At 65.5% G+C, this 21,080-nt stretch carries 22 protein-coding genes; 19 read left to right on the top strand and 3 right to left on the bottom strand.

Annotated elements, in window-relative coordinates:
* Positions 1–2 precede the first annotated feature (2 nt).
* On the top strand, positions 3–218 hold the full coding sequence (locus tag ACP5M5_RS03795; RefSeq protein ID WP_427935644.1) for a hypothetical protein: 216 nt from the start codon (positions 3–5) through the stop codon (positions 216–218).
* A gap of 124 nt (positions 219–342) precedes the next feature.
* On the opposite strand, the gene ACP5M5_RS03790 is transcribed toward ACP5M5_RS03795, so the two are convergent.
* Positions 343–2,175, bottom strand: coding sequence for an O-acetylhomoserine aminocarboxypropyltransferase (locus ACP5M5_RS03790; protein ID WP_427935643.1), 1,833 nt, complete (start codon positions 2,173–2,175; stop codon positions 343–345).
* A gap of 158 nt (positions 2,176–2,333) precedes the next feature.
* Here ACP5M5_RS03790 and aat point away from each other — a divergent pair, with 158 nt between their 5' ends.
* Genes aat through ACP5M5_RS03750 form a run of 8 tightly spaced genes read left to right on the top strand, consistent with a single transcriptional unit; the run spans position 2,334 to position 7,860 of the window.
* Positions 2,334–3,008, top strand: coding sequence for a leucyl/phenylalanyl-tRNA--protein transferase (aat, locus tag ACP5M5_RS03785; protein WP_427935641.1), 675 nt, complete (start codon positions 2,334–2,336; stop codon positions 3,006–3,008).
* 56 nt (positions 3,009–3,064) lie between these two features.
* Entirely contained in the window at positions 3,065–3,715 is a 651-nt protein-coding gene (locus ACP5M5_RS03780; RefSeq protein WP_427935639.1) for a DUF4412 domain-containing protein, read from the top strand.
* Complete coding sequence (locus ACP5M5_RS03775) at positions 3,712–4,329, top strand: hypothetical protein (RefSeq protein WP_427935638.1); 618 nt, start codon at positions 3,712–3,714, stop codon at positions 4,327–4,329. The genes ACP5M5_RS03780 and ACP5M5_RS03775 overlap by 4 nt, the downstream gene beginning before the upstream one ends.
* Positions 4,330–4,332: 3 nt before the next feature.
* On the top strand, positions 4,333–5,217 hold the full coding sequence (locus ACP5M5_RS03770) for a sulfite oxidase heme-binding subunit YedZ (RefSeq protein WP_427935636.1): 885 nt from the start codon (positions 4,333–4,335) through the stop codon (positions 5,215–5,217).
* Positions 5,218–5,266: 49 nt separating this feature from the next.
* The gene (locus ACP5M5_RS03765) at positions 5,267–6,079 is read left to right on the top strand and encodes a ferritin-like domain-containing protein (RefSeq protein WP_427935635.1); all 813 of its coding nucleotides are present in this window, start codon (positions 5,267–5,269) and stop codon (positions 6,077–6,079) included.
* 33 nt (positions 6,080–6,112) lie between these two features.
* Positions 6,113–6,346 carry a DUF3311 domain-containing protein gene (locus ACP5M5_RS03760; RefSeq protein ID WP_427935633.1) on the top strand — a complete coding sequence of 78 codons (234 nt, stop codon included), beginning with the start codon at positions 6,113–6,115 and terminating at the stop codon, positions 6,344–6,346.
* A complete protein-coding gene (locus ACP5M5_RS03755; protein WP_427935631.1) occupies positions 6,343–6,591 on the top strand; it encodes a hypothetical protein in 249 nt (82 codons plus the stop codon). Before ACP5M5_RS03760 ends, ACP5M5_RS03755 begins: the two co-directional genes overlap by 4 nt.
* A gap of 3 nt (positions 6,592–6,594) precedes the next feature.
* Positions 6,595–7,860: a sodium:solute symporter family protein gene (locus ACP5M5_RS03750; protein WP_427935706.1), complete on the top strand. Its 1,266-nt coding sequence runs from the start codon at positions 6,595–6,597 to the stop codon at positions 7,858–7,860.
* Here ACP5M5_RS03750 and ACP5M5_RS03745 read toward each other — a convergent pair.
* Both ACP5M5_RS03745 and ACP5M5_RS03740 read right to left on the bottom strand, forming a co-directional pair.
* A complete protein-coding gene (locus ACP5M5_RS03745; protein ID WP_427935630.1) occupies positions 7,798–8,727 on the bottom strand; it encodes a lysophospholipid acyltransferase family protein in 930 nt (309 codons plus the stop codon). The two genes, ACP5M5_RS03750 and ACP5M5_RS03745, sit on opposite strands and share 63 nt — an antisense overlap.
* 30 nt (positions 8,728–8,757) lie before the next feature.
* On the bottom strand, positions 8,758–9,810 hold the full coding sequence (locus tag ACP5M5_RS03740; RefSeq protein WP_114912682.1) for a glycosyltransferase family 4 protein: 1,053 nt from the start codon (positions 9,808–9,810) through the stop codon (positions 8,758–8,760).
* Between the two features lie 441 nt (positions 9,811–10,251).
* Here ACP5M5_RS03740 and rpsB point away from each other — a divergent pair, with 441 nt between their 5' ends.
* The 10 genes from rpsB to ACP5M5_RS03690 form a co-directional block, all read left to right on the top strand.
* Entirely contained in the window at positions 10,252–11,031 is a 780-nt protein-coding gene (gene rpsB, locus ACP5M5_RS03735) for a 30S ribosomal protein S2 (protein ID WP_114911989.1), read from the top strand.
* A gap of 45 nt (positions 11,032–11,076) precedes the next feature.
* Positions 11,077–12,009: a translation elongation factor Ts gene (tsf, locus tag ACP5M5_RS03730; RefSeq protein ID WP_427935629.1), complete on the top strand. Its 933-nt coding sequence runs from the start codon at positions 11,077–11,079 to the stop codon at positions 12,007–12,009.
* 106 nt (positions 12,010–12,115) lie between these two features.
* Positions 12,116–12,841 carry a UMP kinase gene (gene pyrH / locus ACP5M5_RS03725; RefSeq protein ID WP_427935628.1) on the top strand — a complete coding sequence of 242 codons (726 nt, stop codon included), beginning with the start codon at positions 12,116–12,118 and terminating at the stop codon, positions 12,839–12,841.
* A 40-nt stretch (positions 12,842–12,881) separates the two neighbouring features.
* Positions 12,882–13,448 carry a ribosome recycling factor gene (gene frr / locus ACP5M5_RS03720; protein WP_427935627.1) on the top strand — a complete coding sequence of 189 codons (567 nt, stop codon included), beginning with the start codon at positions 12,882–12,884 and terminating at the stop codon, positions 13,446–13,448.
* Complete coding sequence (gene uppS / locus ACP5M5_RS03715; RefSeq protein ID WP_427935626.1) at positions 13,448–14,218, top strand: polyprenyl diphosphate synthase; 771 nt, start codon at positions 13,448–13,450, stop codon at positions 14,216–14,218. Before frr ends, uppS begins: the two co-directional genes overlap by 1 nt.
* On the top strand, positions 14,202–15,032 hold the full coding sequence (locus tag ACP5M5_RS03710; protein WP_427935625.1) for a phosphatidate cytidylyltransferase: 831 nt from the start codon (positions 14,202–14,204) through the stop codon (positions 15,030–15,032). The genes uppS and ACP5M5_RS03710 overlap by 17 nt, the downstream gene beginning before the upstream one ends.
* A gap of 77 nt (positions 15,033–15,109) precedes the next feature.
* Complete coding sequence (gene dxr, locus ACP5M5_RS03705; RefSeq protein ID WP_427935704.1) at positions 15,110–16,249, top strand: 1-deoxy-D-xylulose-5-phosphate reductoisomerase; 1,140 nt, start codon at positions 15,110–15,112, stop codon at positions 16,247–16,249.
* The gene (rseP, locus tag ACP5M5_RS03700) at positions 16,249–17,388 is read left to right on the top strand and encodes an RIP metalloprotease RseP (protein WP_427935623.1); all 1,140 of its coding nucleotides are present in this window, start codon (positions 16,249–16,251) and stop codon (positions 17,386–17,388) included. Before dxr ends, rseP begins: the two co-directional genes overlap by 1 nt.
* Positions 17,389–17,655: 267 nt before the next feature.
* Positions 17,656–20,148: an outer membrane protein assembly factor BamA gene (bamA, locus tag ACP5M5_RS03695; RefSeq protein ID WP_427935621.1), complete on the top strand. Its 2,493-nt coding sequence runs from the start codon at positions 17,656–17,658 to the stop codon at positions 20,146–20,148.
* A 6-nt stretch (positions 20,149–20,154) separates the two neighbouring features.
* A partial coding sequence (locus ACP5M5_RS03690; RefSeq protein ID WP_427935619.1) for an OmpH family outer membrane protein occupies positions 20,155–21,080 on the top strand: 926 nt, incomplete at its 3' end.

Here is a 21,080-nt window from a genome sequence, read left to right as displayed (position 1 = left end):
GCATGGCGCGGCCCGATCTGCCGCCGACAACCGCGGCGCCGCCGGAGCGGAGCCCGGCTTCGTTGGTCGGCGGCATTCTCATCGCGCCGGCCAGTTCCGTGCTCGCGCTGTTGGTTCTGCGCGAAGCGCTCGGCGCCATGCCGGGATGGGGCGTAATCGGCATCACCCTCGGGCTCGCCGTCACCCTCGGGATCTGGGTGAGACTCGCGGATTTGTGAGTTTCTCTCCGTTCGGTCTTTTTTTGAGCGGCCTTCGCGCCGATCAAAGAAAATTAGCCCGTATGGACGGGTTTGACCGGGGCGAGGCTGCCAGCAAAACCGAGATTGGCGGCGAGAAGCGGGGTCACCCGATCCCGCTGGTTGCGGCGAGGGCCTGGTCGAGGTCGGCGATCAGGTCGTCGGCCGATTCGAGGCCAATCGAGAGGCGGATCACGTCGTCGCCGGCGCCGGCGCTTCGGCGCTGTTCCTCGCTCAACTGGCGGTGCGTCGTGGACGCCGGATGGAGGATCAGGCTTCTAGTATCGCCGATATTGGCGAGATGGGAGAATAGCCGCACGCTCTCCACCACCCGGATGCCAGCCGCGAAGCCGCCCTTGACGCCGAAGGTAAACACCGCGCCGGCGCCGCGCGGGAGGTATTTCTTGGCCAAAGCATGGTGCGGGCTCGTTGGCAGGCCGGCATAGGATACCCAGGCGACGCGCGGATGACGATCGAGGAATTCGGCGACTTTCTGAGCGTTGGCGACGTGGCGCTCCATACGGACATGCAGGGTTTCGGTGCCGGTGATGGTGAGGAAGGCATGCATCGGCGCCTGGGTCGGCCCGAAATCGCGCAGCGCCACCGCCCGGGCCTTGGTCGTAAACGCGAAATCGCCGAAATTCTCATAGAATTTCAGCCCGTGATAGGCGGGCTCGGGCTCGGTGAGCGAGGGGAATCGGCCATTTTGCGCCCAATCGAACTTGCCCGATTCGACCAGAATGCCGCCCAAAGCCTGGCCGTGGCCGGCGAGGAATTTGGTGGTGGAGTGGCAGACGATATCGGCACCCCACTCGATCGGGCGGCAGAGATAGGGCGTTGCCATGGTGTTATCGACGATGAAGGGGATGCCGAAGTCATGCGCGACCGCCGCGATCGCTTCAAGGTCGACGACGATGCCGCCGGGATTGGCGAGGCTTTCGACGAAGATCGCTTTGCAGCGCGGGGTGAGGGCGCGGCGGAAATTCTCGGGGTCGGCGGGGTCGACGAAATGGCAGGTCCAGCCGAGTTTTTTGAATGAAAGCCCGAATTGGGTCAGCGTGCCGCCGTAAAGATTGCGTGAGGCGAGGAATTCATCGCCGGGTTCGAGCAGGGTGAAGAAGGTGAGAAACTGCGCCGCATGGCCGGAGGCGGCGGCGAGCGCCGCGCGGCCGCCTTCGAGGCTGGCGACGCGCTCCTCCAAGACCGAGACCGTCGGATTGGTCAGGCGTGAGTAGAGATAGCCAAAATTATGGAGGTTAAACAACGAGGCGGCGTGATCGACATCGTCGAACACATAGGCCGCGGTTTGATAGATCGGGGTCGAACGGGCGCCGGTGGTGGGGTCGGGCGCGGCACCGGCATGAATCGCTCGGGTCTCGAAGCCATAGCTCGGATTGCGCTCGGGCAACGACGCCGCCTTTGCCCCGTCGGCGCCGTTCGCCGCGCCCCGCGGCGCGCTCGCCGCGCGGTTGCGGATGAGGCCGGAATTGACGCCACTCCAGGAAAGCTCGCCACCCAAGCGGCCGAACTCGATTTTCGGGCAACGGTTCATGATCACCGTGAGCCCCGCCGCCTCGGCGCGCGCCGCCGCCTCGTCATGACGGACACCAAGCTGCATCCAGACGACGGCGGCGCCGATCGCAATCGCGTCCTCGACGATCGGCGGCACGTCATGCGAGGCGCGGAAAATATCCACCATGTCGATGCGTTCGGGGATATCGCGGAGGCTCGCGTAAACACGCTCGCCGAGCAGTTCCGAGCCGGCAAGGCCGGGATTGACCGGGATCACCCGATAGCCTTTGCTCTGGAGATATTTCATCACGAAATAGCTCGGCCGATTCCAGTTGGCGGAAGCGCCGACCAGGGCGATAGTCCGGGTTTCCGCGAGAATGCGGCGGAGCGTCTCGTCGGGATAGGGGATGGGCGCGAGCAGGGGCATTGGGTCTTCTCCTCCCTCGAAGTCTACCGCCGGCGGCGGGATCGAGCCAGCCCCGAGGCGTCATCCGACGGCGTCATCGCGAGCGGTTATCGAAGCGTGATGAACCGGTCTGCGATTGCCCCTTTATTTCGCCGGGCGATGCGGCGCAAAATGCCCTCATGTCCGTGCGGAATTTTCGCATAACCCCCGATCTGATGCTGCGCGCTTATCAGGCCGGGCTGTTTCCCATGGCCGAGAGCCGCCAGGGTTCGCATCTTTACTGGCTGGACCCCGAGCTGCGCGGCATCCTGCCGCTCGAGCGCTTTCATCTGCCGCGCCGGCTGCGCCGCACCGTGCTTTCCGGCCGTTACACGATCACCGCCGATCGCGACTTCGCGGCCGTGATCGCCGGCTGCGCCGCGCCCTTGCCGGCGCGCGGCGACACCTGGATCAATGCCGAAATCGAACGCTTGTTCAATGCCCTCCATCGCCGGGGTTACGCCCATTCCCTGGAATGCTGGCAGGACGGGCGGCTGGTCGGCGGGCTCTATGGCGTCAGTCTCGGGGCGGCTTTTTTTGGCGAAAGCATGTTCAGCCTGGCGCGCGATGCCTCGAAAGTCGCGCTGGTGCATCTCGTCGCGCGGCTGCGGCGCGGCGGCTTCCGGCTGCTCGATACCCAGTTCGTGACCCAGCACCTCGCCGGCTTTGGCGCGCTCGAATTGCCGCGTGACGTTTACAAGAGCCGCCTCGCTGAGGCAGTTTCGCACACGGCCCAGTGGCTCGACGATCTTGCCCCGGCGGTGCTGCGGGCGGAGATCGACGCCCTCACGGCGGATTGCGATGCATCCATCTGAGGGCAATGGGCGTTGAGAGTTCATGCGGGCCGCGGCCCGAGACAAGGATGAGGATCATGGCGATTTGTCTGCGGTTGATGGGGTTTGCGCTCGGTGGTGCGTTGGGATTGGCTTCCGCCCTCGCTCCGGCGATGGCGGCGGATGACCATCCCCCCTACATGCCGACCAAGGATGTCGCGGTCACCTATGCGCTGACGCGAGCGACGCCGGGTGGGCCGACGGAAGCGCATATGTATTACCAGGCCGCGACCAATCGCATGCGCCTCGATGCCCCCGGCCAGCGCGGCTATGTCATCATCGACCGTGGCAAGAGCCGCATGACGCTGGTGATGACCGATCAACATCTGTTCATGGAGACGCCGCTCAATGTCGACATGGCGAGCGGGTTTCTGCTCAATGACCAGATGAAATTCCAGCGCCTCGGCCCCGATAAGGTGGCCGGCGCCAACTGCACCCGCTGGCAGGTGCAATCGAGCCGCGCCAATGGCACCGTCTGTGTCACCGATGACGGCGTGCTGCTCAAGGGCCATGGCCAGGACAAGGAGGGAGGAGCCGGCGCGCTGCAAGCGACGTCCATCTCCTATCAGCCGCAACCGGCGGACCTGTTCGTGCCACCGCCCGGCTATACCAAGGTGCCGATGCCGCAAGGCGCGATGCCGGGGACAGGCAATGGCGGCGAGGGTGGCGCTGCGCCGCAAGCGAAATGACCCGAGGGCCGGTATGCTGGCCTCTGGTCGGGGTCGCGTTGCTCGCCGCGGGAGGTGCGAGCCTCGCCGCCTGGGCCGACGAGGCTCCGCGCCTGACGCCGAGCCGCGATGTCGACATCACGTATCGCGTTCTCAACGGCGATAAGCCGATGGTGGAGCGGGTGCGGTGGCTGGCGGCGGAGGATATCGAACGCATCGACCCGCACGGCAAGGGCTATATCTTCGGGCAAAGCGCCTACATGCTGATCGATCATCGCGGCAAAACCGCCGATATCATCGATCCCAAGACCCGATCCGTGACGGTGACGGTCAACCCGGTCGCTGGCGAGCTGGCCGAGATCGAAAACGCGAAACTGACCCCGCTCGGCGATGCGACAATCGCGAAGCTTCCCTGCAAGATTTGGCGGGCGGAGATCGCAGCCAAGGTCGAGCGGGAAATCTGCCTGACCGAGGACGGCGTGCTGCTGCAGGTCCGCGATGGCGAGAAAACCCTGCTCGAGGCGCAGGCCGTCAAGTATCATCATCTCAGTTCGAAACTTTTTAATGTCCCGCCGAATTACAAAGCCAGCGCAAATACGCAGGCGTTGCCTGGCACCGCCTATGGCGGCCCCTGAGCGATGAGCGGTGCCCGCCCCCGCGCAACCCCGCCGCTTTGGCGCCGGATGCCGTGGTTTGACCGCGGCGGGCGGTTCTCGGCGCTGAAAACTCTTTGCCTGCTGATCCTTCTCGCGCCGGGACTGTGGCTCGCCTGGGAGAGTTTTGCCGGGGCGCTCGGGGCGCGGCCGCTGACCGCGCTCATTCACGAGAGCGGCCGCTGGGCGGTGCGCTTCCTTCTTGCGAGCCTCGCCGTGACCCCCGCCCGGGTCGTGCTCAACTGGCCGCGGGCGACCCTGCTGCGGCGCATGATCGGGGTCGCCGCTGCGGCTTACACGCTCGCTCATCTGGCGCTCTACAGCGCCGACCAGAATTTCCGCTGGTTCGCGATCGGCGCCGAGATCGTCGCGCGGTTCTACCTCGCGGTCGGGTTTCTATCGCTGCTTGGCCTTTCCGCCCTGGCGGCGACGTCGACAGACGCCATGCTCGCGCGGCTCGGGCGGAACTGGAAGCGGCTCCATCGTGGCGTCCATGTCTTTACCGCGCTCGCCTTGCTGCATTTTCTCTTGTCGCTCAAAGCCAATATCACCGAGCCGGTGCTGATGGCCGGGTTTTTCGTCTGGCTCGAAGCCTGGCGCCTGCTCGCCGCGCGCCGCCAGGGGCAGGTAGCGGCCTTGCTCGCGCTCACCCTGCTCGCCGCGCTCACAACCGCCGCGATCGAGGCCGGGTGGTATGGATTGGCAACCCACCTCGATTGGCATCGCGTGCTGGCGGCGAACTGGATGCCGCGTTACGGCCTGCGCCCAGCCGTGGTGGTGGCGCTCGTCGGGTTGGGCGTGATCATTGCCTCGCGTCTGCGCCGCCTGGGCGGCGATGGCCGCCGGCCGCGGCGCTTTGCCCCGGCCTGAACGCGTGCCCGCTTGACCAGTCCCCACCGGGTGGGGTTCCTTGAGTGCCATGAAACACTGGGACATTGAGGCGGTGGCGTGGCATGATTTCGAACCCGCAAAGGTCGATCGCAGCCTCGTCCCCTTGATCAAGGCGGCGGCGATGGTCGAGCGCAACGGCGAGGATTACGCCCGCTATCTCGACAACGTCTTCCCCGACGACCCTGATTTTCAGGAAGCCGCCCATCATTGGGCGGCGGAGGAAGTGCAGCATGGCGAGGCGCTCGGGCGCTGGGCGATGCTCGCCGATCCGGGTTGGGATTTCGCCGCGGCCTTCGCCCGCTATCGCGCCGGCTATCAGATCCCGCTCGACGCCGCGGCCTCGGTGCGTGGCTCGCGCACCGGCGAGCTGATCGCCCGCTGCATGGTCGAGACCGGCACCTCGAGCTATTACACGGCGCTGGCCGATGCCAGCACGGAGCCAGTCCTGACCACCATCTGCCGCTTGATCGCCGCCGACGAATATCGCCATTTCAAGCTGTTTTACGACCATATGCGGCGCTATCTGGCGCGCGAACGCATCACTCTGCCCCGCCGGCTGGCGATCGCGCTCGGGCGGATCGGCGAAAGCGAGGACGACGAACTCGCCTTCGCCTATCATTGTGGCAACGCGCCGGCGGGCGCGCGTTACGATCATCGACGCTGCACCGCGCTCTATATGGGGCGGGCGATGACATTCTACCGCTTTCGCCATGTCGAGCGTGGAGTCGGCATGATTCTCAAAACCGTCGGCCTGCCGCCGCGCGGCCGCCTCTCCGGCCTTGCCGCGCGCGGCGCCTGGTGGCTAATCCAGCGGCGACAGCGGCGATTCGCAACGATATAAGGGCTGGTCGGCTTGGGGACGGGGGGACGTGACATGAAATCGCCGGACGCGCAGACGAAGGCCGGGAGGACGCGGCTCCGCTGGCTGCTGCTCGCCCCATTCGTCGCCATGCTCGATGTCGGATCCTATAACCGGATGACGCCGACGCTGGCCGGGATCCCGTTTTTTTACTGGTATCAGTTGCTCTGGATCCTGATCGCCGCGGCGATCATTTTTTTGGTCCATCAGCGCGAGCGCTCGCGCGAAGAAAGCGAGGGTGCGCCATGAATCTCACCGCGACGCTGATTTTCGCGCTGATTTTCGCTTTCGTCACCGTGCTGGGCTTTTTCGCGGCGCGCTGGCGGGCCGGCGATCTCACGCAACTGCATGAATGGGGGCTCGGCGGGCGGCGTTTCGGCACTTTTGTGACCTGGTTCCTGCTCGGCGGCGACCTCTATACCGCCTATACCTTCATCGCGGTGCCGGCGCTGGTCTTCGGCGGCGGCGCGATCGGGTTTTTCGCGGTTCCCTAAACGATTCTCGTCTATCCTATTCTCTATCTCGTGTTCCCACGGCTCTGGACCGAGGCGCGCCGGGCTGGGCATGTGACGGCGGCCGATTTCGTCGCCGCGCGGTTCACCAATCGCTGGCTCGGGCTTGCGGTCTCGCTCACCGGGCTGCTCGCGACCATGCCCTATATCGCGCTCCAGCTCGTCGGCATGGCCGTCGTGATCGGCGCGCTCGGCTTTCAGGCGAGCGGGATCGCCGGTGACATCCCGCTGATCGTCGCTTTCATCATCCTCGCAGCATTCACCTATACCAGCGGGCTGCGCGCCCCGGCGATGATCGCCGTGGTCAAGGATGTGCTGATTTATATCACCGTGTTCGCCGCCATCATCGCCGTGCCGCTGGCGCTCGGTGGCATGGGGCATGTCTTTGCTGCCGTCCCGGCGGCAAAGCTGCTGCTCGCACCACCGCCGGCCGGCAGCCTTGGGAATTACAGCGCTTATGCGACGCTGGCGCTGGGCTCGGCGATCGCGCTTTTCCTTTACCCGCACTCGGTCACGGCGATTTTGTCGTCTTCCTCGGCGTCCGTCATCCGCCGCAACGCCGCGATCCTGCCAGCCTATTCCTTCGTGCTCGGTCTCCTTGCGTTGCTCGGCTTCATGGCGGTCGCGATGGGGCTCGGGACGCGGCCGGAATTCGCCGCCGGTTTCGCTCGCTTCGGCACCAATTTCGCGGTGCCGGCGCTGTTTCTCGCGGTGTTTCCCTCCTGGTTCGTCGGCGTCGCGTTCGCCGCCATCGCCATCGGCGCGCTGGTGCCGGCGGCGATCATGTCGATCGCGGCGGCCAATATCTTCACCCGCAATATCTGGCGCGCTTTCCTCCACCCCGCCTGCACCGATGCCGAGGAGGCCGGGATCGCCAAGCTGGTTTCGCTCGCGGTCAAGGTGGGGGCACTGTTTTTCATCATTTTTCTGCCCCAGCAATACGCCATTCAGTTGCAGTTGCTGGGTGGCGTCTGGATCATCCAGACGGCCCCCGCGGTGATGCTCGGTCTCTTCTGGCGTTGGCTCAATGGCTGGGCGCTGCTGGTCGGCTGGGCGGCGGGGATCGGCTGGGGGACGGCGATGGCGGCCTCGCTCAGCTTCAAGGCGGCGGTCTATCCGCTCACCCTGTTCGGCACCCTGGTTCCCGGCTACGCGGCGTTTTACGCCCTGGCGCTCAACCTCATGGTGTCAGTCGGGCTGTCGCTGCTGTTCCATCTCGCCGGCCGCCGCACCGCCATCGTCCGCGGCTGAGGGCATTCGGCTCTGGCGCAGCGCCGCCGCCCCCTCGGCGACGATCCGCCAGAGCGCCTGGGTCAGCGCCTTGCGGTCAGGAAGGGCGCCTGGGTCGAGCGGCGGGTGGAACAGGATCGTTGCGTGCAGGCCTGGCCATTGCGCGAGTCGCGAGAAATGTGCCCCGATCGAGGTCGCGCCATAATAGGCGAAAAGCGGGCGGACGGCGCGGCGGCAAGGCAGGGCGGCAAGCCGGTCATAGGCGATCGAGACCGGCTGGATCAGCGGCCGGTCCTCGCCCATCGCGGCGGCAAGAAAGGCGGAGCGGAAGGGCAGCACCCGCGAGCCATCGGAGGTCGTGCCCTCGGGAAACAAAATCAGATTATCGCCGGCTTTGAGCCTAGCCGCGATGCTGGCATGGCCGCGCGCCGTCTCCCGCCGCTGGCGGCTGATGAACACGGTGCGGCCGAGATGCGCGACGAGATTGATCAGCGGCCAGGTGCGGACATCGTCTTTCGAAACGAAGACCGCCTGGCATTCCGCCCCAAGCAGCAGGATATCAAGCCAGGAGCTGTGATTGGCGACGAACAGCACCGGCCGGCCGCAGGCGGCGCGGGTGAGCGGCGCACCGATCACGCGCCGCCGAAGGCCGAAGATGAGGCAGATCGTGCGCCAGAAGACGCGCGGGAAAACGCGCTTGCCGTCCCCGGGCAGGCGGTTAAGAAGGGCTTGCACCGGCATCGCGGCAAGCGTCCAGAGCAGCATTAGCAGCCCGCGGCGAAGGGCGCGTAGCGGGCCCGCAACCCAGCCGAGAATACCCGCCGAGAGCGGCCAGGGCACATCCGCCGGCCAGGGCGGCAGTAAATGGGGAGGACGTTTCGACGGCATTTTGCCCAATTCTGAGTGTTTGGCGGCTATCTACCACGCGCCGAGGCGGGCGCGCAGAGCAAGATTTCTCACGAAGCCGAGCCAGAGGAATTGTCCAAGCAGCGGCAGGAGGAGCAGGAACGGTTTAGCCGGCGGCGGCGCCGCGAGAAAGCCGATGGCGGCAAGGCCCCCCAGAATTGCGAATCCCCAATGGATCAGCGTCACCCCGCGCGCATCGAGGCCGGAACGAACCGCCACCTGATAGAGATGGCCGCGGTGCGGCGCCGTCACCCGCTCGCCGGCCAGCGCCCGGCGGGCGAGGGTGAAGGCAACATCGAACAACACACCCGAGAGCAGCAGCGGGACGATCAGAAACGACATCTCGACGCGCTCGAAGCGGCTCGCCGCGATGCCGAGCACGGCAAGGACGAAGCCGCAGAACTGACTCCCGACATCGCCCATGAAAATCCGCGCGCGCGGAAAATTGAACGGCAGGAATCCGGCAATCCCGGCGGCAAGCAAAAGGGCGGCGAAATAAACGAACCAGCCGCCCACCCTCTCGGCAATGACGCACAGAAAAAGGCTCGCGATCAGCGCAACCCCGCCGGCGAGGCCGTCGATGCCGTCGATGAAATTCATCGCATTGGTGGTGAACAAAATCCACACCAGGCTCGCGCCGGCGCCGAGCCAGCCGAGATCGACGGCGCCGAGATAGGGTAGATGATAAACCCGCACATAAAGCCCGCTCGCGATCGCGGCGAGAGCGGCCGCGATCTGCGCCGTGAGCTTGACCACAAACGGCCAGTCACGCAGGTCGTCGAGAAAAGCGACGATTGCGATCAACGCCGAGGCCAGGATCACACCGCGAAAATAAGGGTCGGCGAGGCGCGAAAAGAATGCGAATTCATAGAGGGTCGCAATCCCTAGCAGAAACGCCGCGACGATCCCGACCCCGCCGCTTTTCGGCGTCGGCAGGCGATGGGACTTGCGCGGATCGGGCCGATCCATGATCCCGAGATCGATCATCAACCGGACCAGCGCCGCCGAAATGCCGGCGAGCAGCAGAGCGAAAGCGATGTGGCGGGCGAAAGCGGTCAGTGCCATGCGGAATCCGGGGCGGGGTGGGTGTCGCCCGCACCTTGGCCGAGCCGATCGGCGCCGGCAAGGCGGGCCCTTCCCGGCGGCGCCCAAAACTGTTGCGACCCAAAATTGTCACGACATGGACACTGGTCTTTCTGCAAAAACAGTCATAATTTTATTGATATGGATGGCGATCATTTCTTGTGTTGCTGTCCGTCACTCAATTTTTTTGGATTTTTTCAATAACTAGGCTTTTTCTTACCTTTCCCGCCCCGCCGTCCCGCTTGCATCGTCGAGAAATTTCGGGCATAGCGCCGGCGCCGGCGGAAGTCGGTAATTCGCACGCGTGGCGCCTTTCCCGGTTTTGGCCGGGTTCCGGTGGGTGGTGTCGATGGATGAGTGCCATCGGTCGCCGCCCCTTCGGCCGCGCGGAGGGTCAACCGGACACGGAAAGGAGATCGCCCGATGGCGATGCCGCAATTTACCATGCGTCAGCTTCTCGAAGCCGGCGTTCATTTCGGCCACCACACGCGGCGCTGGAACCCGCGCATGGCGCCGTTCCTGTTTGGTGTGCGCAACCAGGTCCACATCATCGACCTGCAGCAGAGTGTGCCGCTGCTCGACCGTGCCTTGCGCGCCATCCGTGATGTCGTTGCTGGCGGCGGGCGGGTTTTGTTCGTCGGCACCAAGCGCGCGGCGGCGGAGTATGTCGCCGAGGCGGCCAAGCGCTGCGGCCAGTATTACGTCAATCATCGCTGGCTTGGCGGCACCCTGACCAATTGGAAGACCATCACCGCGAGCATCAAGCGGCTCCGCCAGATCGAGGATCAGCTCGCCGGCGACACCCGCGGCCTGACCAAGAAAGAGGTGCTCAACCTTACCCGCACCCGCGACAAGCTCGAACGCGCGCTCGGCGGCATCAAGGAGATGGGCGGGCTGCCGGATATCTTGTTTGTCATCGACACCAATAAGGAAAAGCTTGCCGTCGAGGAAGCGACCAAGCTCGGCATCCCGGTGGTCGCGGTGCTCGACAGCAATTCCGACCCGAGCGGCATCACCTACCCGATCCCCGGCAATGATGACGCGGTGCGGGCGATCTCGCTATATTGCGATCTCGTCACCGCCGCGGTGCTGGATGGCATTAGCGCCGAGATGGCGGCCTCTGGCGCCGATATCGGCGCCGCCGAGAGCCTGCCGCCGGAGATCGTCGCCGAGAGCGAGACCGGCGAGCATCTATCCGCCTGAGCCCCGCACGCTGCCCCGCCCGAACGACTGAACGGAGAGATCGACATGGCCGAGATCACCGCCGCACTGGTCAAGGATCTGCGTGAGAAGACCGGCGCTGGCATGATGGACTGCAAGAAGGCGCTGAGCGAGACCGGCGGCGATCTGGAAGCCGCGATCGACTGGCTGCGCAAAAAAGGGCTTGCCCAGGCTGCGAAGAAATCCGGCCGCGTCGCCGCCGAGGGGCTGATCGGCATTGCCTCCGTCCCGGCCAAAGCGGCGATGGTCGAGGTCAATGCCGAGACCGATTTCGTCGCCCGCAACGAGCAGTTCCAGGCGTTTGTCAGCGAGGTCGCGAAGATCGCGCTTCATGTCGGCGAAGATGTCGCCGCGATCAATGCCGCCTCCTTCCCCGGCACCGGGCGCAGCGTCGCCGAGGAGCTGACCCATCTGGTTGCGACCATCGGCGAGAATATGACCATCCGCCGCGCCCGCGTGCTCGCGGTGCCCCAGGGGGTGGTTGCGAGCTATGTCCATGCCGCCCTCAAGCCTGGCCTTGGCAAGATCGGGGTGCTCGTCGCGCTCGAGGGCAATAGCGAGGCGCAGGCGCTGGAGACGCTCGGGCGGCAGGTCGGTATGCATATCGCGGCGGCGCGGCCGGAGGCGGTCGATATCAATGGGGTCGACCCCTCGGCGTTGGCGCGCGAGCGCAACGTGCTCGCCGAACAAGCCCGCGCCTCGGGCAAGCCCGAGGCGATCATCGAGAAAATGGTCGAGGGCCGCATCCGCAAATACTATGAGGAAGTGGTGTTGCTCGAGCAGGTCTGGGTGCATGACGGCGAAAGCCGGGTGCGCGCCGTGCTCGCGAAAGCCGGCGCCAAAGCCGCCGGTTTCGCCCGCTTTCAGCTCGGCGAGGGGATCGAGCGCCAGGGCAGTGATTTCGCCGCCGAGGTCGCCGCCGCCGCCGGAGCAGCTGGCGAGGGCGCGAAGGCGTCTTGACCACCCGCGGTCACGCCGCCCCACGCTGGGGGCGGGTGGCCGGCCTCTTGTTCAAGCCCGGTTCGCCCGGTAGTTTCTTCTGCGCGTGGCAAAGCGATCTTCAGTCATGACCGAGCGGCATCCCTATCGGCGCGTGCTTTTAAAAGTGTCCGGCGAGGCGCTGATGGGCACGCGCGAATACGGCATCGGCCCGGAAACCGTGCAGCGCATCGCAGCCGACATCGGCGATGTTGTTGCTATGGGGATGCAGGTCTGCCTCGTCATCGGCGGCGGCAACATCTTCCGCGGCGTTTCCGGCGCGGCCGGCGGGATGGACCGCGCCCAGGCCGATTACATGGGCATGTTGGCGACCGTGATTAACGCGCTGGCCCTCCAGAACGCGCTGGAAAAGCTCGGCGTTGCAACGAGGGTGCAATCGGCGATTCCGATGGCTTCGGTCTGCGAGCCCTATATCCGCCGCCGCGCCCAGCGCCACATGGAAAAAGGTCGGGTGGTGATTTTCGCCGCCGGCACCGGCAACCCGTTTTTCACGACCGACACCGCCGCGGCCCTGCGCGCCGCCGAGATGCGCTGCGATGCCTTGCTCAAAGGCACCCAGGTCGATGGCGTCTATTCCGCCGACCCGCGCAAGGTCGCCGACGCCGAGCGCTATCAGGAACTGAGCTATCACGACGTTCTGGCGCGCGATCTCGCGGTAATGGATGCCGCCGCGATCAGCCTCGCGCGCGAGAACAAGCTGCCGATCGTGGTGTTCAACATCCACGCCGCCGGCGCCTTCGCCCGCGTCATGCGCGGCGAGGGGCGGTTCACCACCATCATCGAAACCCAATAAGCAACGCCGCGCGACCTCGGGCGAGCAAGGGGGACATCACATGCCGGCCGATCTCACCACGCTGAAGCAGGATCTCACCCGCCGCATGGAAAGCGCGATCGAGACGCTCAGGCGCGAATTTGCTGGGCTGCGTACTGGCCGCGCCAGTCCCGGGCTTCTTGAGCCGGTGCGGGTTGAGGCCTATGGCAGCGAGATGCCGCTCGCCCAGGTCGGCACCATCGGTGTCCCCGAGCCACGCATGATCACCGTTCAGGTCTGGGACCGGAGTCTGGTCGGCGCCGTCGAGCGCGCCATCCGCGATGCCGGGCTCGGGCTCAACCCGTCTTCGGACGGGCAATTGGTCAGAGTGCCGATCCCGATCCTGACCGAGGAACGGCGCACCGAACTCGCCAAAGCCGCTGGCCGCTATGCCGAGGGCAGCCGGGTCGCAGTGCGCGGCGTGCGGCGTGACGGCATGGACCAGATCAAGGCGTTCGAGAAGAAGCATGACATCAGCGAGGACGACGCCGCCGACTGGTCCAGCGAGGTGCAGAAGCTCACCGATCACTTCATCAAGCGGATCGACGAGCTGCTGGCCGAGAAGGAAAAGGATATCCGGCAAATCTGATGTCGTCCCTCCCGGCCATTACGGCGCCCGCAAGCAACGCCGCAAGCGATAGGGTGCCGATCGCAAATCCGCCGCCTTGCCATGTCGCGATCATCATGGACGGCAATGGCCGCTGGGCGCAGGCGCGCAGCCTGCCGCGTATCGCCGGCCACCGCGCCGGCGCCCGTGCCGTCCGGCGCACCATCGAGGCGGCGCTGGCCCATAAGGTCGGCTGGCTCACACTTTATGCCTTCAGCAGCGAGAATTGGCGCCGCCCGCGCGACGAAGTGAGCGATCTCACCGCCCTGCTCCGCCACTACATCAAGAGCGAAATCGCCGAGCTGGCGGCAAATGGCGTGCGTCTGCGGTTCATCGGCGAGGCTGGGCGGTTCGCACCAGATATCCAAGCAAGCCTCGCCGATGCCGAGCGGATAACGGCGGCCAATACCCGGCTCAATCTCACCATCGCCCTCTCCTATGGCGGGCGCGCCGAGATCATCGCGGCCGCCAAGCTGATCGCGCGCGCCGTTGCCGCTGGCGAGATCAACCCCGGCGACATCGACGAGGCAGCATTCTCGCGCCGGCTGTTCACCGCCGACATGCCCGACCCCGATCTCATCATCCGCACCAGTGGCGAGCGGCGGCTCTCCAATTTCCTGCTCTGGCAGGCGGCCTATGCCGAGTTGATCTTCCTCAACGTGCTATGGCCGGATTTCGGCGCCACCCATTTCGCCGAGGCTTTGGCCGATTACGCCGGCCGGGAACGCCGATTCGGTGCCCGCCCGGCCTGACCGCCCGGCCGGGCGTGAACGCGCCGCCGGGCCGTGGGGCGATCTCGGGATCCGGGTGCTCTCGGCGGCGGTCCTGGTGCCGCTGGCGCTCGCCGCGGTCTGGTTCGGCGCGATATCTTTCGTCGCGCTGGTCGGGCTCGGCGCGGTCGGGCTCGGCGCCGAATGGGTCATGCTCTGCCATGAAAGCTGGCGCCATCCGGCGGGATGGCTGGTGATCGCGAGCCTTACCCTGACCGTGCCGGCGGCCGGTTGCGTCTCGGCCACGAGCGGCCTTGCCGTTGCGCTCGTCGGCGCAGCGCTCACGTTCCTGTGGCGGCGGCGGTGTCTCGCGGGTGGCCTCCTTTACATCGCGCTGGCAATGGTCGCGCTGGTTTGGCTCCGCGCTGATCAGGCCGCCGGGCGCGGCAACACGCTGTTTCTCATGCTGACCGTGTGGGCGAGCGATGTCGGTGCCTATCTCGCCGGCCGGCTGATAGGCGGGGCGAAGCTCGCGCCGCTGATTTCGCCGGGCAAGACCTGGTCGGGGGCCGCGGGCGGCCTGCTCGCCGCGATCGCGATCGGCGCCGGCGCGGCGGGATTAGGCGGTGGCACTTGGTGGCATGGCGCCCTGGTCGCGGCCTTGCTCGGAGTCATTGCGCAAGGCGGCGATTTGTTCGAAAGTTTCTTGAAGCGCCGCTTCGGGGTCAAGGATTCGAGCCATCTCATCCCCGGCCACGGTGGGCTTTTGGACCGGCTCGATGGTGTCTTGACGGCGGCGCCGATGGCGGCGGCGCTGGCCCTGATCCTCGGCAGAGGAGTTTTGCTTTGGACGTGACCGCCGATCTCGCCACCGCCACGCCGCGCGCCGCAAGCCGCCCGTCGCACCGGGCGCGCGCGGATGGCGCCAAAACCGTGACCGTACTCGGCAGCACCGGCAGCGTCGGCACCCAGACCCTGTCGCTGCTCGAGGATCGCGCGCGATTTGCGATCAAGGCGCTGGTCGCCGGGCGCAACGCCGCCCTGCTCGCCCAACAAGCGCGCGCCCATGGCGCCGAATGGGCGGTGATCGCCGATGAAACGCAATACCAGACGCTGCGCGAGGCGCTCGCGGGCAGCGCTGTGCGGGCCGCCGCTGGCCGGCAGGCGGTGATCGAGGCGGCAGCGCTCGCCGTCGATTGGACGATGGCGGCGATCACCGGCGCCGCCGGCCTCGCGCCGACTCTGGCCGCGATTGGCGCAAGCCGCGCCGTCGCGCTCGCCAACAAGGAAGCGCTGGTCTGCGCCGGCGACGTCATGCTCGCCGCCGTCGCCGCCTCCGGTGCGACCCTACTTCCGGTCGATTCCGAACATAACGCGGTGTTTCAGGCGCTCGCTGACGGCAATCGCGCGAGTCTCGAGAAAATCATCCTGACCGCATCCGGCGGCCCGTTCCGCACGGCATCAAACGCCGAGATGGCGGCGGCAACGCCGGAGGCGGCGCTCCGCCACCCGGTCTGGTCGATGGGCGCCAAGATCAGCATCGACAGCGCGACACTGATGAACAAGGGTCTCGAAGTCATCGAGGCGGCACGGCTATTCGCGCTCGACGAAAGCCAGATCGAGGTGCTGGTCCACCCGCAATCGGTGATCCACGGCATGGCCTGCTTCGCCGATGGCAGCGTCATAGCGCAGCTCGGCTCGCCAGATATGCGCGTCCCGATCGCGCACGCGCTGGCGTGGCCGGCGCGCATGGCGACGGCGGCGCCAAGGCTCGATCTCGCGGCCATTGCCCGGCTCGATTTCGCGCCCCCTGATGACGCGCGCTTTCCCGCCCTCGCGCTTGCCCGCGCCGCCTTGCGCGCCGGCGGCGGCGCCCCCACCTTGCTTAATGCCGCCAACGAAGTCGCGGTCGCCGCGTTTCTCGCCCGCCGCATCGGGTTTCTCGACATCGCCGCCCTGGTTGCGCGCGTGATGGATCGGCTCGGGACGCCGACGGCGGCCGATCTCGCTTCGGTCATCGCCCTCGATGCGCAGGCGCGGCGTCTGGCCGAAACCCTGATCGGAGCCGCCTGATGTTATCCTTGCTGCCGTCCCTCCTCCATGGCTCGCTCCTTCCGAGCACGCTCCGTTCATTGGCCGCGTTCGCCATCGTGCTCGGCGTGCTGGTGTTTTTCCATGAGCTCGGTCATTACCTCGCGGCGCGCTGGCGCGGCGTGCATGTCGAGACGTTTTCGATCGGCTTTGGGCGCAAGATCTTCGGCTGGCGCGATCGTCACGGCACAGAATGGCGCATCGCTTGGCTGCCGCTCGGCGGTTTCGTCAAGCTGCATGGCCAGGAACAGCCCGAGGAGGTGAGCGAGGAGACCAAGGCGGCGTGGATCGCCGGGCGCACCTTTCACGAAAAGCCGGTGATTTCGCGGGCGATCGTCGTTGCTGCCGGGCCGATCGCCAATTTCGTCCTTGCGTTCGTGCTGTTTGCGGCGCTGTTCGCGGTCGCTGGCCGGCCCGTCGTGGAGCCGGTGGTCGGCGAGGTGATGGCGGGATCGGCGGCGGCGAAAGCCGGGCTCGTCCCTGGCGATCGCATCCTCGCGATCGACGGCGCGCAAGTCGCACGGTTTCTCGATATCCAGCGCATCATCACCGCCCATCCCGCGACCACGCTCGACCTCACCCTCCTGCGCGACGGCGTGAGCCGGCATCTCGCGGTGACGACGGGCAGCCACCTCGTCGATGGCCGCGAGGCCGGGCTTCTCGGCATTTCCGGCGGCAGCGTGCGCTATGAGCGCCTGTCGCTACCCGGCGCGGTGGCGGCGGGGGCGAGCGAGACCTGGCTGGTGCTGGCCGAGACGGTTGATGGCGTCTGGCAGATGGTGAGCGGCCAACGCGGCACCGATGACCTCGGCGGCCCGCTTCGCATCGCCCAGCTCTCCGGCCAAGTCGCGGCGACCGGGCTCGCCAATCTGATCTCTTTCATCGCCGTGTTGTCGATCAATCTCGGCCTCGTCAATCTCTTCCCGATCCCGGTGCTCGATGGCGGGCATTTGCTGTTTTATCTCGCCGAGGCGATCATCGGGCGGCCGCTTCCCAAGCGCGCTCAGGACTATGGCTTCCGCGCCGGCATAGCCTTGCTCGTCGGGCTGTTCGTTTTCGCGACCTGGAACGATCTCACCCATCTCGGGATTTTCCGCTGGGTTGCCCACCTCGCCGGCTAAGAGGCTGCGGCTCGCGCGCGCGGTTTTGCAGAAATTGCCGCCTGGGTTGCCGTTATTGCGATATTTTTGTCAATGATTTCAATTGGAAACCCGCCAACCCGGTCTTCTTGCATGAAAACTCGCGATCTGGTGATCTAAGGGTAGCCTCACGCTTTCGGGGCCGCTATTCTCCGCCCGCCGTGCAGGGTGCGGTGATAGCGATAGGAAGACCGGATTTTGAAAATCGCGCGTGCCGCACGTTTCGCGAGCGCTTGCTTGTTGGCGGCTATGCTGGCCGGCCGGGCTTGGCTTGCCGCCCCGGCGGTGGCGCAAGAATCTGCCGTTCCGGGGCCGGTGGCGCCGCCCATTGCCGCGCCGCCGGCCGAGAAGCCCCCCGAGAAAGCCACGTCTCCGGCGGCAAATCCGGCGCCCGAGGCCGCGGAGCCGCCGCCGGTGATCGTCCATCCGGTCAATCCGCATGATCTCATTCAATCGATCGTCGTCCAAGGTAATAAACGCATCGAGACCGGCACCGTGCTCTCCTACATGGTGCTCCAGCCCGGCGATCCCTTCGATGTCGACCGCATGGACCGCAGTCTCAAAACTCTGTACGCAACCGGCCTGTTCTCCGACGTCAATATCCGCCGCGAGGGCAATAACCTCGTCGTCAGCGTGACGGAAAATCCGCTCGTCAACCGGGTCGCCTTCGAAGGCAACAAGAAACTCACCGACGACCAGCTCAAGGGCGCGATCCAGCTCCGCCAGAACGCCGTGTTCACCGCGACCGAGGCCCAGGCGGATCGCAAGAAGCTGCTCGATCTCTACGCCCAGAACGGCAAATTCGCCGCCTCCATCGTCGCCCAGATCATCAAGCAGCCGGAAAACCGGGTCGACGTCATTTTCAAGATCGACGAGGGGCCGACCTCACTGATCAGCCGCATCGCCTTCGTCGGCAATCATGCGTTCAGCTCGGGGACTCTGCTCAATGTCATCAGCAGTCGCGAGCATCAATGGTGGCTGTTTCTCTCCTCCTCGGACACCTACGCCCCCGAGCGCATCGCGTATGACAAGGAACTGCTGCGCAAATTTTATCTCAAGAACGGCTATGCCGATTTCGCGGTGACCGGCGCGAACGCCGAATTATCACCCGACCGGCAGGCATTTTTTCTCACCTTCACCCTGCATGAGGGCGATCGCTACAAGGTCGCGAAAATCACCGTCGATTCGCGCTTTCCGAAAATCTCCGGCGACTCGCTGCTGCCCGACGTCAGGCTCCGCCCCGGCGATTATTACAACGGCAATGCGGTTGAGGATTCGGTCAAAGCGATCTCGGCCGATGTGCAATCGCGCGGCGAGCCCTTCGTCGAGGTCAAGCCCCGCATCTCGCGTGATGAGAAGGCGCACACCGTCGCTCTGATCTTCGATGTCGATTCCGGGCCGCGTGTCTATGTCGAACGGATCGACATCGTCGGCAATAACCGCACCGAGGATCAAGTGATCCGCCGCCAATTCACCTTCGCCGAGGGTGACGCCTTCAGCCAGGACAAGCTGACGGCAACCCAGCAGAATCTCAAAGGGTTGAATTTCTTCGACAACGTCAATGTCACCAACGCGCCCGGTTCATCGCCTGACCAGACGATCGTGACCGCGCAGGTGCAAGACAAGCCGACCGGCTCGCTCAGCCTCGGCGGCGGCTATTCGACCGATATCGGCCCCTTGCTCAATGTCGGCGTCTCGGAAAATAATTTTCTTGGCACCGGCATGAGCGCCGGCGTCAACGCCATCATCGCCGAACTCGAGACCTCGGAAAGCATCAATTTCACCGACCCCTATTTTCTCGGCGATAATCTGCTCGCCGGGATCAATCTCTTCCATGTCGATAATAACTTCGCCTATTTCGCGGAATACAGCGAACGCCGCACCGGTGCGGCAATCAATATCGCTTATCAGTTCAACGACCATTTCCGCCAGAGCTGGACCTACACCTACGCCAATCGTGAGGTCTACAATGTCTATAATGGCGCCAGTTATTACATCCAGGACCAATCCGGACAATCCATCCTGTCGCAGTTTGGCCAGGTTTTCACCATGGATTATCGCGACAACCCGGTCGATCCGCATAGCGGCTTCGTGGTTCGCGCCGGCACCGATTATGCCGGGCCGGCTCTCGGCGGCCAGGCGGATTTCGATCGCGTTCATCTCGATGCTCAGCAAATCCTGCCGCTCGATTTCCTCACCGGCAACAACCAATGGGCGCTCTCTTTCATCCAGAGCGGCGGCTATATCAACTCCCTCAACGGTCAACCGACCTTCCTCGAAGACCGGTTTTATCTCGGCGGGCAGAATCTGCGCGGCTTCCTCGATGGCGGTGTCGGCCCGCATGATCCCTATACCGGTGACAGCCTTGGCGGCAATCTGATGTGGACGGCCTCGACCGAACTCTGGTTCCCGCTCCCGGTCTCACCCGATCTTGGCTTGTCAGGCCGCATTTTCACCGATATGGGCGCGTTGAGCGGGCTGCAGGAAGCGGGGGTGGGAGGTCGGCCAGTCGCAGTCGCCGCGGACGGAGGGTTCGTGACGGGTAGGACGGTCAATTTCCGTGGCCAGGTCTTGAACTCGCAGATGTGGACGAATGACGGCTCGATCCGCTTGAGCGCCGGCGTTGGTCTGACCTGGAACAGCCCGTTCGGCTTGATCAATCTCGATATCGGTGAGCCTATCATCATGTACAAATACGATATGACCGAACTTTTCCGCGTCGGCTTTGGCACGAGGTTCTGAAACAGAATGCGTTACGCCGCTTCCGCTCTTGCGCTCGCGCTCGCGAGTGCCATCCTCCTCATGCCGCTCGGCCCCGCGCGCGCGCAGCAGGCCCCCCAACAATCGCCGCAATGGTTCGTGCCCGGCCAGCAGCAGCAGAAGGCGCCGCCGCGCACCAATCCGCACGCAACGCCGCAAGCCGCCCCCACCCCCGGCCCCGAGGCGGCCCAGACCCCGCAGCCGGCCGGCCCACCGCCGCCGCAAATGCAGTTGCAATTGCCGCCGGTGCCGCAATTACCGCCCTTGCCCAAGGGGTCAGCGCCGCCGGCGGCGGTGATCGGTGTGCTCGGCGTGCCCGAGGTGATGCGTGCCTCGACCGCGGCGCAAGAGGTCGAACGCACCATCGGCGGCCGTCGCGCCAAGCTCAACCAAGACGCCCAAAAAGAGCAAGCCGCTTGGCGCGACATGCAGCAGGCGCTGGTCAATGATCGCGCCAAGCTCAAACCGGATCAGATCCGCGCCCGCGAACGTGCTTTGCAGGACCGCATCACCACCGCCCAGCGCCAGTTCCGCGATCGCAACCGGATCATCCAGGAAGAAGGTCAATACGCCCTCGGCCAGATCGAGCAGACTCTGATCGCGGTCATCCGTCAGGTCTCGGAAAGCCGCGGCATGAACCTCGTGTTGCACCGCCAGCAGGTCGCGCTCAACGTCAACGAATTCGACATCACCGCCCAGGTCGCCGATGAACTCAACAAGATCCTGCCGCATGTGATCATCCCCGCCGAAGGACAGGAGCCACCGATGGTGCCGGTCAAGCCACCAGGTGCCCCGGCGGTCGCGGGCGCAACGCCACCCGCCGGCGCCCCGGCAGCCGGCACGACGTCGGCGAATGCCCCGCCAACGCCAAGTGCCGGCGCCCCGGCGCCGGCGGTCTCGGTGACCACGGCGCC

The sequence above is a fragment of the Acidibrevibacterium sp. genome (genome assembly GCF_049965395.1).
Classification (GTDB): domain Bacteria; phylum Pseudomonadota; class Alphaproteobacteria; order Acetobacterales; family Acetobacteraceae; genus Acidibrevibacterium; species Acidibrevibacterium fodinaquatile.
Note: the sequence above shows the minus strand (reverse complement) of the source record. Positions and strands in the feature narration are given on the sequence as shown.